Here is a 13,646-nt window from a genome sequence, read left to right on the forward strand (position 1 = left end):
AACCACATCGTGACCGTGGTCGCCGACGCGCTCGACGCGCTGCGCGCCGCCCTGCGCGGCAGTGAACTCCTCGGCCAACAGACGGTCGACGACCAGCCGGGCGGCATCGCCGAACGCATCATCGGGCCGCTGGCCCGGGCCGCGCTGGAGAACACCCTGCAGCGCGGGCAGGCCGCGCTGACCGGCCCGGTCGCCCGTGGCGACGCGGCCGCGGTCGCCGGGCATCTGGCCGCGCTGACCGAGGTCTCCCCGGAACTGGCGCAGGCCTACCGGGTGAACGCCCTGCGGACCGCCCAGCGCGCGCACGCCCCCCGCGACGTCGTGGAGGTGCTCTCGCCATGAGCCCCGGCAGGCCGCCCGCCTTCACGGCGGGTGAACTCAACGTCTATTCCGCCCCGCGCGATGTCACCGAGGTCGGCCGGGCCCTGCGCCACACCGGGCGCCGGGTCATGCTGGTGCCCACCATGGGCGCGCTGCACGACGGGCACCTGGCGTTGGTGCGCGCGGCCAAACGGGTGCCCGGTGCGGTGGTGGTCGTATCGATCTTCGTCAACCCGCTGCAGTTCGGCGCCGGCGAGGACCTCGACGCCTACCCGCGGACCCTGGATGACGACGTCGCCCTACTGCGTGCCGAGGGCGTCGAAATCGTCTTCGCCCCAACGGCCGCCGCGATGTATCCCGATGGGCTACGCACCACCGTGCAGCCCGGACCGCTGGCCGCCGAGCTTGAGGGCGGGGCACGGCCCACCCATTTCGCGGGCGTGCTGACCGTGGTGTGCAAGCTGCTGCAGATCGTGCGCCCGGACCGGATCTTTTTCGGCGAGAAGGACTATCAGCAGCTGGTGATGATCCGCCAGATGGTCGCCGACCTCAACATCGACACGCAGGTCGTGGGGGTGCCGACGGTCCGGGAGTCCGACGGCCTGGCGATGTCGTCGCGCAACCGCTACCTAAACCCCACCCAACGCGAACTGGCCGTGACGCTTTCGGCGGCGCTGACCGCCGGTGCGCACGCCGCTCACCACGGCGGTGCGGCCGCACTGGCCGCGGCCCGCGCGGTGCTCGACGCCGTGCCCGGCCTCACCGTGGACTACCTGGAGCTGCGCGACGCCGGCCTGGGCCCGGCGCCCGCCCACGGCTCGGCCCGGCTGCTGGTCGCGGCCCGGCTGGGCACCACCAGGCTGTTGGACAACATCGAACTGCAGATCGAAACACCCGCCGGCACCGCTGGGCCGGACGGACACTACGCCCAATCACCTTGGAGGAATTGATGCTACGGACGATGCTCAAGTCGAAGATCCACCGGGCCACGGTCACGCAGGCCGACCTGCACTACGTCGGCTCGGTGACCATCGACGCCGATCTGATGGACGCCGCGGACCTGCTCGAGGGCGAACAGGTGACCATCGTCGACATCGACAACGGCGCCCGGCTGGTCACCTATGCGATCACGGGCGAACGCGGCAGCGGGGTGATTGGAATCAACGGTGCCGCAGCGCATCTCGTGCACCCGGGCGACCTGGTTATTCTGATCGCTTACGGCACCATGGAAGAGGCCGAGGCGCGGGTGTACCAGCCGCGGATCGTCTTCGTCGACGCCGACAACAAGCCGATCGACCTCGGCCACGATCCGGCGTTCGTGCCCGCTGACGCGGCCGAGCTGCTGGATCCCCGGATCGTTGCGCGGTAGCCGTGCTGCTGGCGATCGACGTCCGTAACACCCACACCGTCGTCGGGCTGATCTCGGGATCCAAAGAGCACGCAAAGGTCGTGCAGCAGTGGCGGATTCGCACCGAAGCCGAGATCACCGCCGACGAACTGGCGCTGACGATCGACGGACTCATCGGCGACGACTCCGAACGGCTCACCGGAGCCGCGGCGCTGTCGACCGTCCCCTCGGTGCTGCACGAGGTGCGGCTGATGCTCGACCAGTACTGGCCGTCGGTGCCCCACGTGTTGATCGAACCCGGGGTGCGTACCGGCATCCCGCTGCTGGTCGACAACCCTAAGGAAGTCGGCGCCGACCGAATCGTCAACTGCCTGGCCGCCTTTCATCGCTTCAACAGCCCGGCCATCGTCATCGACTTCGGATCCTCGATCTGCGTGGACGTCGTGTCGGCCAAGGGCGAATTCCTCGGTGGGGCGATCGCGCCCGGATTGCAGGTGTCCTCCGACGCCGCCGCGGCCCGCTCGGCGGCGCTGCGCCGGGTGGAGCTGACCCGGCCCCGTTCGGTGGTCGGCAAGAACACCGTCGAGTGCATGCAGGCCGGTGCGGTGTTCGGGTTCGCCGGGCTGGTGGACGGTCTGGTCGGGCGGATTCGCGAGGATGTGGAGGGCTTTGCCGGCGACGACGTCGCGATCGTCGCCACGGGCCATACCGCGCCGCTGCTGCTGCCCGAACTGCAGACGGTCAGCCACTACGAGAAGCACCTGACGCTGGACGGCCTGCGGCTGATCTTCGAACGCAATCGCGACGCCCAGCGCGGCCGGCTCAAGACCGCACGCTGACGGCACCGCGCCCTCAAAGCCCGGTCCTTTAAGCTGGCACGTCGTGAGTGCCGACGACCTAGACATTCCCGAGCAGTACCGCATCCGCCGGGATAAGCGCGCTCGGCTGCTCGCCGAAGGCCACGACCCCTACCCGGTCGCCGTCGAACGCACCCACACGCTGGCGCAAGTCCGCGCCGCCCACCCCGACCTGCCGGTGGACACCGCGACCGACGACGTCGTCGGCGTCGCCGGCCGGGTGATCTTTGCCCGCAACTCCGGCAAACTATGCTTCGCCACACTGCAGGAGGGCGACGGAACCAGCCTGCAGGTGATGATCAGCCTCGACAAGGTCGGCCGGCAATCCCTGGACGCGTGGAAGGCCGACGTCGACCTGGGCGACATCGTCTACGTGCACGGCAACGTGATCAGCTCACGGCGCGGCGAATTGTCCGTGCTGGCCGACTCCTGGCAGATGGCGTCCAAGTCGTTGCGTCCGCTGCCCGTCGCGCACAAGGACATGAGCGAAGAGGCGCGGGTACGGCAGCGCTACGTCGACCTGATCGTGCGCCCGCAGGCCCGCACGGTGGCCCGCCAGCGGATCGCCGTCATCCGCGCGATCCGCAACGCGCTGGACCGGCGCGGGTTTCTCGAAGTCGAAACCCCAATGTTGCAGACGCTGGCCGGTGGCGCGGCGGCGCGGCCCTTCATCACGCATTCCAATGCGCTCGACATCGATCTCTACTTGAGGATCGCACCGGAACTGTTCCTCAAGCGGTGCGTCGTCGGCGGTTTCGACAGAGTTTTCGAACTTAATCGCGTGTTCAGAAACGAAGGTGCGGATTCAACGCATTCTCCGGAATTCTCCATGCTGGAGACCTACCAGGCGTACGGCACCTATGACGATTCGGCAGTAGTGACGCGCGAGCTTATTCAAGAGGTGGCCGATGAGGCGATCGGAACCCGACAACTCCCGCTGCCCGACGGCAGTGTCTACGACATAGACGGAGAATGGGCTTCCATCGAAATGTACCCGTCGTTGTCCGCGGCACTCGGTGACGAGATCACGCCGGGGACCTCCGTCGAAGAACTGCTCGGCATCGCCGACCGGCTCGGCGTCGAGATCCCCCGCGACCGGGGTTACGGGCACGGAAAAATCGTCGAGGAACTCTGGGAGCACACGGTGGGCAACGAGCTCGTCGCCCCGACGTTTGTGCGGGATTTCCCGGTCGAGACAACGCCTTTGACGCGCCAGCACCGCAGCATCGCGGGCGTCACCGAGAAGTGGGACCTGTATGTGCGTGGCGTCGAGCTGGCCACCGGGTACTCCGAGCTGAACGATCCGGTCGTGCAGCGCGAGAGGTTCGCCGCGCAAGCGCGTGCTGCCGCCGCGGGCGACGACGAAGCCATGGTGCTCGACGAGGATTTCCTCGCCGCACTCGAGTACGCGATGCCCCCATGCACGGGAACGGGAATGGGTATCGACAGGTTGTTGATGACATTGACCGGTCTGTCAATTCGAGAGACAGTTTTGTTCCCGATTGTTCGGCCGCAGTCGTAGTTCAAAGTTTCAACTGTGCGGCTTCCGTACAGATTGAGTATGCTTCGCTGTTATGGCAGATTGGTGACCGGGGAGGTCCGATCCAATCTGCTCAGTATCCGCACAGGACGAAATGCGAGGGTAAGCCAATGGCAAAAAAAGTGACCGTCACCTTGGTCGATGATTTCGACGGTGCCGGCGCGGCCGACGAAACGGTGGAATTCGGGCTTGACGGGGTGACCTACGAGATTGATCTTTCGTCCAAGAATGCCGCGAAACTGCGCGGCGATCTCAAGCAATGGGTGGAGGCCGGCCGACGCGTCGGCGGCCGCCGGCGCGGGCGTTCCGGCTCGGGCCGCGGGCGCGGCGCGATCGACCGCGAGCAGAGCGCGGCCATCCGCGACTGGGCCCGCCGCAACGGGCACAACGTGTCGACGCGCGGGCGCATCCCGGCCGACGTGATCGACGCATTCCACGCGGCGACGTAGCAGCCGTACCGACCGGCGCCCGGGCTCGAAAGCCCGGGCGCCGGTTTGTCATTTCGCTGGGCGCGAAACAATAGTCGGGCGGCTTGGGAAACGAATTGGAAGTGCGCGACGTTTCTTCAGTTACGGCGCGCAACGCCGCAGGCTGTCGCAGGTGAGATCGGCCCTACAAAGGGCGCCGGAAGACCGGGCGGCTCCGCAGCGAAGAAGGCGCCGGCAAGGTTAGGCCCGCCGGCAAGCCGACCATTACAGTGGAGGCAGGTACGCGATTCCGGCCACAGGAGACCGGCAGGATTGCTCGAACGGCCGCTAACTAGTTTGTACCGATGTTGAGGGAGAGCAGGTAACCCGATGTTTGAAAGATTCACCGACCGAGCACGGCGGGTCGTCGTCTTGGCGCAAGAAGAAGCCCGGATGCTCAACCACAACTACATCGGCACCGAGCACATCCTGCTGGGTTTGATCCACGAAGGTGAAGGCGTCGCGGCGAAGTCGCTGGAGTCGCTGGGCATCTCGCTCGAGGGCGTCCGCAGCCAGGTCGAGGAGATCATCGGCCAGGGCCAGCAGGCCCCGTCCGGGCACATCCCGTTCACCCCGCGCGCCAAGAAGGTTCTGGAGCTGAGCCTGCGCGAGGCGCTGCAGCTCGGCCACAACTACATCGGCACCGAGCACATTTTGCTGGGGCTGATCCGCGAGGGCGAGGGCGTGGCCGCGCAGGTGCTGGTGAAGCTCGGCGCCGAACTGACCCGGGTGCGCCAGCAGGTGATCCAGCTGCTGAGCGGCTACCAGGGCAAGGAAGCCGCGGAGGCCGGCACCGGTGGCCGCGGCGGCGAATCCGGCAGCCCGTCCACGTCGTTGGTGCTCGACCAGTTCGGCCGCAACCTGACCGCCGCCGCGATGGAGGGCAAGCTCGACCCGGTCATCGGCCGCGAGAAGGAAATCGAGCGGGTGATGCAGGTGCTGAGCCGGCGCACCAAGAACAACCCGGTGCTGATCGGCGAGCCGGGCGTCGGTAAGACCGCCGTCGTCGAGGGCTTGGCGCAGGCGATCGTGCACGGCCAGGTCCCGGAGACCCTGAAGGACAAGCAGCTCTACACCCTCGACCTGGGTTCGCTGGTGGCGGGCAGCCGCTACCGCGGTGACTTCGAGGAGCGCCTGAAGAAGGTGCTCAAGGAGATCAACACCCGCGGCGACATCATCCTGTTCATCGACGAGCTGCACACCCTGGTGGGTGCCGGCGCCGCCGAGGGCGCGATCGACGCCGCGAGCATCCTCAAGCCCAAGCTGGCCCGCGGCGAGCTGCAGACCATCGGTGCCACCACGCTCGACGAGTACCGCAAGTACATCGAGAAGGACGCCGCCCTGGAGCGCCGCTTCCAGCCCGTGCAGGTGGGCGAGCCGACCGTCGAGCACACCATCGAGATCCTCAAGGGTCTGCGTGACCGTTACGAGGCGCATCACCGGGTGTCGATCACCGACGGCGCGATGGTGGCCGCGGCCACCCTGGCTGACCGGTACATCAACGACCGGTTCCTGCCCGACAAGGCGATCGACCTGATCGACGAGGCCGGGGCGCGGATGCGGATCCGCCGGATGACCGCGCCGCCAGACCTGCGCGAGTTCGACGAGAAGATCGCCGAGGCGCGCCGGGAGAAGGAATCGGCGATCGACGCCCAGGACTTCGAGAAGGCCGCGAGCCTGCGCGACCGCGAGAAGCAACTGGTGGGCCAGCGCGCCGAGCGCGAAAAGCAGTGGCGCTCGGGCGATCTCGACGTGGTCGCCGAGGTCGACGACGAGCAGATCGCCGAGGTGCTGGGCAACTGGACCGGCATCCCGGTGTTCAAGCTCACCGAGGCCGAGACCACCCGCCTGCTGCGCATGGAGGATGAGCTGCACAAGCGGATCATCGGCCAGGAGGACGCCGTCAAGGCCGTCTCCAAGGCGATCCGCCGCACCCGGGCCGGGCTGAAAGACCCCAAGCGCCCGTCGGGTTCGTTCATCTTCGCCGGCCCGTCCGGTGTCGGTAAGACCGAGCTGTCCAAGGCACTGGCCAACTTCCTGTTCGGCGACGACGACGCGCTCATCCAGATCGACATGGGTGAGTTCCACGACCGGTTCACCGCGTCGCGGTTGTTCGGCGCCCCGCCGGGATACGTCGGCTACGAGGAGGGCGGCCAGCTCACCGAGAAGGTGCGGCGCAAGCCGTTCTCGGTGGTGCTGTTCGACGAGATCGAGAAGGCCCACCAGGAGATCTACAACAGCCTGTTGCAGGTCCTCGAGGACGGCCGGCTCACCGACGGTCAGGGCCGCACGGTCGACTTCAAGAACACCGTGCTGATCTTCACCTCGAACCTCGGCACCGGCGACATCTCCAAGCCGGTGGGCCTCGGCTTCACCCAGGGTGGCGGTGAGAACAACTACGAGCGGATGAAGCAGAAGGTCAACGACGAGCTGAAGAAGCACTTCCGCCCGGAGTTCCTCAACCGCATCGACGACATCATCGTCTTCCACCAGCTGACCAAGGACGAGATCATCAAGATGGTCGACCTGATGATCAACCGCGTCGCGACCCAGCTCAAGAGCAAGGACATGGCCCTCGAGCTGACGGACAAGGCCAAGGCGTTGCTGGCCAAGCGCGGCTTCGACCCGGTGCTGGGTGCCCGCCCGCTGCGGCGCACCATCCAGCGCGAGATCGAGGACCAGCTGTCGGAGAAGATCCTCTTCGAGGAGGTCGGTCCGGGCCAGGTCGTCACGGTCGACGTCGACGACTGGGACGGCGAAAGCGCCGGCGAGGACGCAAAGTTCACCTTCACCGGCACCCGCAAGCCGCCGGCCGAGCCGGACCTGGCCAAGGCGGGGGCGCACAGCGCCGCGGACCCGGGGCCGGACGCGCAGTAGCGATCAGCAGAAAACGGGCGGTAACTCCTACGCGGACTACCGCCCGTTTTCGCTGCGCCATACACTGACCGTTGTCATCGACGTGTCACGGAATCTGGTGAAAGTCCAGAACGGTCGCGCCACTGTCCACAGTCAGACCCGAGACTCGTCACACCCAGCGGGGACGCGTTATCCCCAGAAGGAGCCGATTGTGTCCCACCCGCAACTCACCGGCAGCCGCACCCGATCGATCGATCTTTCGGCGGCGAGCACCGCGCTCTGGCTGGCGGCGACCGTCTTCCTCGCGCTGCTGGCGCTGTACTTCGTCGGCGTCGACCAGGGGGCGGTGTCGTTGTTCGGCAGCGACTCGCACGTGCACGAGTTCGTGCACGATGCGCGGCACCTGCTCGGCTTCCCCTGCCACTGACCCGATCTCGTGGAGAAACGCCTGATCGCGGGCGGTCTGCTGGCGGGTGCCGTCGGCGCGGTGCTGGCGTTCGTCTTCGCCCGCCTGTGCGCCGAGCCCGTCATCGGCCGCGCAATCGCTTTTGAAGACGGCCGCACCGACGCCGAGAATGCGCACGGCGTGCACGAGCACGGCGCCGAGTTGTTCACCCGCGGTGTGCAGTCGGGCCCCGGGCTCGGCTTCGGTGTGCTGATCTTCGGCCTCGCCATGGGCGCGCTGTTCGCCGTGCTGTTCAGCGTGGTCTATGCGCGCACGGAAACCGCTCGGCCGCAAGCGCTTTCGCTGCTGCTGGCGGCCGGCGCGTTCGGGGCGGTGTACCTGGTGCCGTTCGTGAAGTATCCGCCGAATCCGCCGGCGGTCGGACAGGCCGACACCATCGGGGCGCGCACCGGCTGGTACCTGGTGATGGTGGCGGTTTCGGTGGCGCTGGCGATCGGCGCCGTATGGCTGGCGCGGCGCCTCGCCGCGCGGTTCGGCGGGTGGAACGCCGGCCTGCTGGCGGCCGCGGCGTATCTGGTGGCCGTCGTCGTGGCGGCGGTGGCGCTGCCGAGCGTGGACGAGACTCCCGAGCCGCTGCGCGACGCCGCGGGGACCATCGTCTATCCGGGATTTCCCGCCGACGTGCTCTACGAGTTCCGGCTGCTGTCGCTGGCCACCCAGCTGGTGTTGTGGGCGGCAATCGGGCTGGTCTTCGCGGCGATCAGCGGGCGCCTGCTCGGCGCGCGGACGAAGCAGGAGCCGAGCATCGCGGCGTGACCGACGTGCTCCGGCTGACCCTGGTGTCGCATGGCATGACCGATGCCATGGCCGACAAGCGTTTTCCCGCCGACGAGCCGCTGAACGCGATCGGCCGCCGCGAGGTCGAAGCGGTGGGCGGCCTCGTCGCCGCCGCGCCGCGGCAGCTGGTCGCGCCCGAGCGGCGCACCGGGCAGACCGCGAAACTGCTTGGGCTGCACGCCGAAACCGAGCCACGGTTGGCCGATCTCGACTGCGGACGCTGGCGTGGCGCGGCGCTTGCGGCCGTGCCGCCCACCGAACTCGAGGTGTGGCTGAGCCGGCCGGGCGCCGCGCCGCACGGCGGTGAATCGATCGCCGACCTGATCTCGCGGATGTCGCACTGGTTGGAGTCGTTGATCCCCAACCCATTACGGACGGTAGCGGTGACCCATCCGGCGGTGATCCGCGCGGCGGTCGTGGCGGCGTTGGACGCCGACCCGGCGTCGTTTTGGCGCATCGACGTGGCGCCGGCCGGGCGCATCGTCATGCATTTCCGGGACGGCCGTTGGACGCTGCGGTTGTGAGAGTCAGCGCGGGGCGATCAACGCGAAGGCCTGTTTGGCGATCTTGAGCATCCAGCTGGTCACGGTGGGCCCGTGATCGCGCGGCCAGTTCAGCTGGAAGCTCACCACCCACGGCTGCTGCGTCTTATCGACGGCATACCAGCTGAACGTCAAATCACCCGGCAGGCCACCGGCTTTCGCGCCGATGTACGGCCAGACGTTGTGGTCGAGCTGGATACCCGCGACCGCGGACAGGATCTCGCGCACCGGTGCGGCCTTGCCGACCGCGTCGGCCTGCAGCGCCGCGTGAACCCGGCAGATGTCCTCGGCGTTGCCGTACCACTCCGCGCCGTAGGAGGACGCCGGCGAGTGCGCGCGCATCGGATCAGGGTCATACGGCGTCGAATTCGCCTGCTCGAGCAGCTGACCGCGGACCTGTGGCGACCCGTGCTCCCATTGGTTGCGCAGGTCGGGCCTGCCCCAGCCGACGGAGAACAGCTCGTACATGGTGGGGAACGGGGTCATGCTGGCCGGGTCGTGATGGCCGGCCGTGGCGAGCGCTTGCTCGATCGCGTGCGTGCCCAGCCGCCCGATCAGCAAGTCGGTGGCCATGTTGTCACTGGTGGCGATCATCTTCTCGGCGGCGGTGCGCACCGAAACATGCGCTCCGGCAGGCAATGCCAATCCCGACGAGCCCACGGCCCGGCTCTTTTCGGTCACGGTCAACTGGTCGTCCCAGGACACCGTGCCGTCCTTGATCGCGCCCGCCAGCGCGTGCAACACGTAGAGCTTGAAAATGGATGCCAGCGGCAAAGATTGGTGCGTGTTGGTGCCCGCCACCGGCTCGCAGCGCCCGTCGTCGACCTTGGCGACCTGATAGGAGTAGCGCGCACCGGTCTTGCTCAGCACCGCGTCGATGTCGTGCCACGAGTTGATGGTCGGTGCCTGGGTGTCGAGGTCGAAATGATCCACATAACCGCCGTCGTCGGTGTGGATCCGGATGTCTTGCCGGGCACCGTAGGACGACGTCAGGTGCAGGGTCGCCACGCTCGCGCCCAGGTCGACGCCATCGAGGGTGAACGGACGGTCCCACCACAGCGCCTCCATGGTGGTCTCCACCGACTCGACCTTGTCGGGTGCGGCGAGGGTGCCGACCCCGACCGGGCCGATGGGCCAGTCGGAGTTGAGCATGTCCAGCGTCTGCTGGGCCCGGACGCCGGGTGGGGTCCGGGTGTCGATCTGCCGCCCCGGATTGGCCGCGTTGGCCTGCGGGGACGGATTGGGGGCGCAACCGGGCGCCAGTGTCACTACCAGTGCGGCGGCCGCGCTCGCCGTCAATGCGCGGCGCCGCGCCGATAAGCCGCTAGCCAGCCTGCTTGTTGCCGGCAACGTCCATCACAACCTCGAATTCCAGCAGCGAGGCCCCGGTGGCCACCGGCTTCGCCCGCTCCCCGGAGTGCGCTTCGATGGCGGGCCCCTGCGCCCAGGCCTGGAATGCCTCTTCGGACTCCCACTGGGTCACCACGAAGTAGCGGTTCTCGCCCTTGATCGGGCGGAGCAGCTGAAAGCCGAGGAAGCCGGGCTGGTTGTCGACGGCGTGCGCCCGGTGGGCGAACCGCTTCTCCAGCTCCGGGCCGGCGTCGGCGGGTACTTCGATTGCGTTGATCTTCACCACTGGCGACATGCCGCTAGGCTACCCCGCCCATCCCGGTGCCGGGGCCCTGGGCGGTGCACGCAAGATGGTGCTATGCCCAGCGATCTGTTGACTTGCCACGGGGGAGAGGGCGACCCGCTGGTGCTGGTGCACGGCCTGATGGGACGGGGAACCACCTGGCCGCGCCAGCTGCCGTGGCTGACCGGGCTGGGCACCGTCTACACCTACGACGCGTTGTGGCACCGGGGCCGCGACGTCGACGATCCGCACCCGATCAGCACCGAACGGTTCGTGGCCGATCTGGCCGACGCGGTGAGCACGCTGGCCGGCCCGGTGCGGATGGTCGGGCATTCGATGGGCGCCCTGCACTCGTGGTGTTTGGCCGCCGAACACCCGGAACTGGTGTCCGCCCTGGTGCTCGAGGACATGGCGCCGGACTTCCGCGGCCGCACCACCGGCCCCTGGGAACCGTGGCTGCATGCCCTCCCGGTCGAATTCGATTCCGCCGAGCGGGTTTTCGCCGAGTTCGGCCCCGTCGCGGGCCAGTATTTCCTGGAGGCCTTCGATCGGACCGAAACCGGTTGGCGGCTGCATGGTCACACCGCGCGCTGGATCGAGATCGCCGCGGAATGGGGCACCCGCGACTACTGGGCACAGTGGCGCGCGGTGCGCGCCCCCGCGCTGCTCATCGAGGCTGGCAACTCCGTCACCCCGCCGGGCCAGATGCAAGAGATGGCGGAAATATCAAGCGGTGCAACATATTTGAAGGCCCCGCAGGCCGGTCACCTGATCCACGACGAAGCGCCGCAGCTGTACCGCCAGGCCGTCGAGTCATTCCTCGCCGGCTAGGGCGAAGCGCCCGTCGCGCGTCTGCGTCACCAGCCCGTCGGCCAGCAGCGAATACAGCGCCCGGTCGCGCTGCGCGGTGTCGGTCAGCCACGCCACATCCAGCTCGGCTCGGGTCACCGGAGAATCGTTGGCGCGCAACACATCCATCAACCGACCGCGAACCTGGCGGTCGGTTCCGGCGTAGGTCTGGACGCGACGGGCCGGCCCCTGCGCGGGCGGATAACCGGCGCTTCGCCACCCGCAGCTGCCCAGCGGGCACAGCCCGCAACGCGGCGCGCGCGCCGTACACACCGTCGCGCCCAGCTCCATCAGCGCCACGGAGAACCTCGGTGCCGTGGCGTCGGCGGGCAGCAGCGCCGACACGTCGGCGTGGTCGCGCGTCGCGGACGGCGCGCCCGCGTCGGCCAGGCCGTGCACCACCCGCGCCACCACCCGGCGAACGTTGGTGTCCACCACCGGAACCGGCTGCTGGTACGCGAAGCAGGCGATCGCCCGGGCGGTGTAACTGCCGACACCGGGCAGCGTCAGCAAGGTCTCGACGTCCTCGGGAACCTCGTCGCCGTAGTCGCGGGCGATCACGATCGCGCACTCGTGTAACCGCTTGGCCCGCCGCGGGTAGCCCAGCTTGCCCCACGCGCGCAGCACGTCGGCCGCGCTGGCCGCGGCCGTGGCCGACGCGGTGGGCCAGCTTTGCACCCAGTCCGTCCAGATCGGCAACACCCGCGCCACCGGCGTCTGCTGCAGCATGAATTCGCTGACCAGAATCTGCCAGGCGCTCACCCCCGGCTCGCGCCACGGCAGATCGCGGCGCGCGATGTCGTACCACCCCAGAAGTTCATTCGCCGGGATTGGAGGTCGGCTAGTCACGGGCAACCGCGGCACAGCACAATGTGTGCCATGCCCAACACCACTCCGGCAACAGCATGGAAAACACTCAAAGAGGGTAACGAGCGATTCGTCGCCGGCCGCCCCGAGCATCCGAACCAAAGCGTCGAGCGTCGCGCGAGTCTGGCCTCCGGCCAACAGCCGATCGCGGCCGTGTTCGCCTGTGCGGACAGCCGGGTGGCCGCCGAGCTGCTCTTCGACCAGGGACTGGGCGACATCTTCGTGGTTCGCACCGCCGGGCAGGCGATCGACACGGCGGTATTGGGCTCCATCGAGTACGCCGTCGCGGTGCTCGACGTTCCGCTCGTCGTCGTCGTCGGCCATTCCGGCTGCGGCGCGGTCAAGGCGGCCGTGGGGGCGATCGATGACGGCGCGGTGCCCGGCGGTTTCGTGCGCGACGTGGTGGAACGGGTGGCCCCGTCCATCCTGGTCGGCCGGCGCGACGGCCTGAGCAGCGTCGACGAGTTCGAGAAGCGGCACGTCGCCGAAACCGTCGCGCAGCTGGCGGCCCGCTCGACGATCATCGCCGAGCGGTTGGCCGCGGGCACGCTGGCGATCGCCGGCGTGACCTATCAGCTCGCCGACGGCCGGGCCGAGCTGTCCGACCACGCCGGCGACCTGGGCGAGTAACCAGCGGCGGATACGGCCCGCGCCACCCCGGTGGCGGGCCGCTACTACACGGCGGTCGGCCAGCAAACCTGGCGACACGCCGAGGCGGGTCAGCCGAATCGACGTGACCTGGGCCTACGCTGCGAACGTGCTCGATCTGGAACCGCGTGGCCCGCTACCCACCGAGATCTACTGGCGGCGCAGAGGCCTGGCCATTGGTATCGCGGTCGTCGTGATCGGGATCGTGGCCGCCGTCGTCATCGCCTTCATGGGAAACAGCGCGGGAGCCAAGCCCGCCAACGCCGACAAAGCCAGCGCCGCCGCCAACAAGCCGGGATCGCCTGCGCCCCAGGCGCCCCCGCCGCCCGGACCCGAGGGCCCCGCCCCGGCCGTGCCGCCGGCGCAAGGACAGAACCCCACCCCCCCCCCCACCGCCGCGGTCAGCCCGCGCGGCTCCCCGGCGCGGGCCGCTACTCCCCGGCTGCAGTTCGCGCACGCGGACTTGCTTGGAACC

General features: G+C 68.5%; 15 protein-coding genes and 1 pseudogene. 13 read left to right on the forward strand and 3 right to left on the reverse strand.

Annotated elements, in window-relative coordinates; genetic code table 11:
• The 10 genes from A5659_RS01205 to A5659_RS01250 all read left to right on the forward strand — a co-directional run.
• Positions 1–342, forward strand: a 342-nt coding sequence (locus A5659_RS01205; RefSeq protein WP_156748746.1) for a DUF2520 domain-containing protein, incomplete at its 5' end; no start/stop codon positions are given.
• The gene (gene panC, locus A5659_RS01210) at positions 339–1,271 is read left to right on the forward strand and encodes a pantoate--beta-alanine ligase (protein ID WP_067178913.1); all 933 of its coding nucleotides are present in this window, start codon (positions 339–341) and stop codon (positions 1,269–1,271) included. The genes A5659_RS01205 and panC, both read left to right, overlap by 4 nt.
• A complete protein-coding gene (gene panD / locus A5659_RS01215) occupies positions 1,271–1,690 on the forward strand; it encodes an aspartate 1-decarboxylase (protein ID WP_066868400.1) in 420 nt (139 codons plus the stop codon). Before panC ends, panD begins: the two co-directional genes overlap by 1 nt.
• Positions 1,691–1,692: 2 nt before the next feature.
• Positions 1,693–2,508: a type III pantothenate kinase gene (locus A5659_RS01220; protein ID WP_066868401.1), complete on the forward strand. Its 816-nt coding sequence runs from the start codon at positions 1,693–1,695 to the stop codon at positions 2,506–2,508.
• A gap of 43 nt (positions 2,509–2,551) precedes the next feature.
• Positions 2,552–4,048, forward strand: a complete 1,497-nt coding sequence (lysS, locus tag A5659_RS01225) for a lysine--tRNA ligase (RefSeq protein WP_067178916.1) — start codon at positions 2,552–2,554, stop codon at positions 4,046–4,048.
• 128 nt (positions 4,049–4,176) lie between these two features.
• Entirely contained in the window at positions 4,177–4,515 is a 339-nt protein-coding gene (gene lsr2 / locus A5659_RS01230; RefSeq protein WP_066868403.1) for a histone-like nucleoid-structuring protein Lsr2, read from the forward strand.
• Positions 4,516–4,863: 348 nt separating this feature from the next.
• Entirely contained in the window at positions 4,864–7,410 is a 2,547-nt protein-coding gene (clpC1, locus tag A5659_RS01235; protein WP_066868404.1) for an ATP-dependent protease ATP-binding subunit ClpC, read from the forward strand.
• 190 nt (positions 7,411–7,600) lie between these two features.
• A complete protein-coding gene (locus A5659_RS01240) occupies positions 7,601–7,816 on the forward strand; it encodes a CbtB domain-containing protein (RefSeq protein WP_066868405.1) in 216 nt (71 codons plus the stop codon).
• A 9-nt stretch (positions 7,817–7,825) separates the two neighbouring features.
• Entirely contained in the window at positions 7,826–8,611 is a 786-nt protein-coding gene (locus A5659_RS01245) for a CbtA family protein (protein WP_067144758.1), read from the forward strand.
• Entirely contained in the window at positions 8,608–9,156 is a 549-nt protein-coding gene (locus tag A5659_RS01250; protein ID WP_066868408.1) for a histidine phosphatase family protein, read from the forward strand. Before A5659_RS01245 ends, A5659_RS01250 begins: the two co-directional genes overlap by 4 nt.
• A 3-nt stretch (positions 9,157–9,159) precedes the next feature.
• Here A5659_RS01250 and A5659_RS01255 read toward each other — a convergent pair whose 3' ends face one another.
• Both A5659_RS01255 and mhuD read right to left on the reverse strand, forming a co-directional pair.
• Positions 9,160–10,524, reverse strand: coding sequence for a serine hydrolase (locus A5659_RS01255; RefSeq protein WP_066868411.1), 1,365 nt, complete (start codon positions 10,522–10,524; stop codon positions 9,160–9,162).
• Complete coding sequence (mhuD, locus tag A5659_RS01260) at positions 10,499–10,819, reverse strand: mycobilin-forming heme oxygenase MhuD (RefSeq protein WP_007772332.1); 321 nt, start codon at positions 10,817–10,819, stop codon at positions 10,499–10,501. Before mhuD ends, A5659_RS01255 begins: the two co-directional genes overlap by 26 nt.
• Positions 10,820–10,882: 63 nt before the next feature.
• Here mhuD and A5659_RS01265 point away from each other — a divergent pair, with 63 nt between their 5' ends.
• The gene (locus tag A5659_RS01265) at positions 10,883–11,638 is read left to right on the forward strand and encodes an alpha/beta fold hydrolase (RefSeq protein WP_066868413.1); all 756 of its coding nucleotides are present in this window, start codon (positions 10,883–10,885) and stop codon (positions 11,636–11,638) included.
• Here the strand turns inward: A5659_RS01265 and A5659_RS01270 are convergent.
• Positions 11,621–12,520, reverse strand: coding sequence for an A/G-specific adenine glycosylase (locus tag A5659_RS01270; protein WP_067178918.1), 900 nt, complete (start codon positions 12,518–12,520; stop codon positions 11,621–11,623). The genes A5659_RS01265 and A5659_RS01270 overlap by 18 nt on opposite strands.
• Positions 12,521–12,535: 15 nt before the next feature.
• Here A5659_RS01270 and A5659_RS01275 point away from each other — a divergent pair, with 15 nt between their 5' ends.
• Together A5659_RS01275 and A5659_RS01280 are read left to right on the forward strand one after the other, a co-directional pair.
• Positions 12,536–13,153 carry a carbonic anhydrase gene (locus A5659_RS01275; RefSeq protein ID WP_066868416.1) on the forward strand — a complete coding sequence of 206 codons (618 nt, stop codon included), beginning with the start codon at positions 12,536–12,538 and terminating at the stop codon, positions 13,151–13,153.
• A 127-nt stretch (positions 13,154–13,280) separates the two neighbouring features.
• Positions 13,281–13,646, forward strand: a pseudogene (locus A5659_RS01280) (hypothetical protein); the annotation flags it as partial.

Source organism: Mycobacterium sp. 1165196.3 (assembly GCF_001673415.1).
GTDB classification, from domain to species: domain Bacteria; phylum Actinomycetota; class Actinomycetes; order Mycobacteriales; family Mycobacteriaceae; genus Mycobacterium; species Mycobacterium europaeum_A.

Bases quoted from the DNA above. Each gene is read 5' to 3' on its own strand.
- A5659_RS01275 (WP_066868416.1), top strand. From the start codon at position 12,536: ATGCCCAACACCACTCCGGCAACAGCATGGAAAACACTCAAAGAGGGT.
- lsr2 (WP_066868403.1), top strand. From the start codon at position 4,177: ATGGCAAAAAAAGTGACCGTCACCTTGGTCGATGATTTCGACGGTGCC.
- panC (WP_067178913.1), top strand. From the start codon at position 339: ATGAGCCCCGGCAGGCCGCCCGCCTTCACGGCGGGTGAACTCAACGTC.
- mhuD (WP_007772332.1), bottom strand. From the start codon at position 10,819: ATGTCGCCAGTGGTGAAGATCAACGCAATCGAAGTACCCGCCGACGCC.
- panD (WP_066868400.1), top strand. From the start codon at position 1,271: ATGCTACGGACGATGCTCAAGTCGAAGATCCACCGGGCCACGGTCACG.
- clpC1 (WP_066868404.1), top strand. From the start codon at position 4,864: ATGTTTGAAAGATTCACCGACCGAGCACGGCGGGTCGTCGTCTTGGCG.
- A5659_RS01265 (WP_066868413.1), top strand. From the start codon at position 10,883: ATGCCCAGCGATCTGTTGACTTGCCACGGGGGAGAGGGCGACCCGCTG.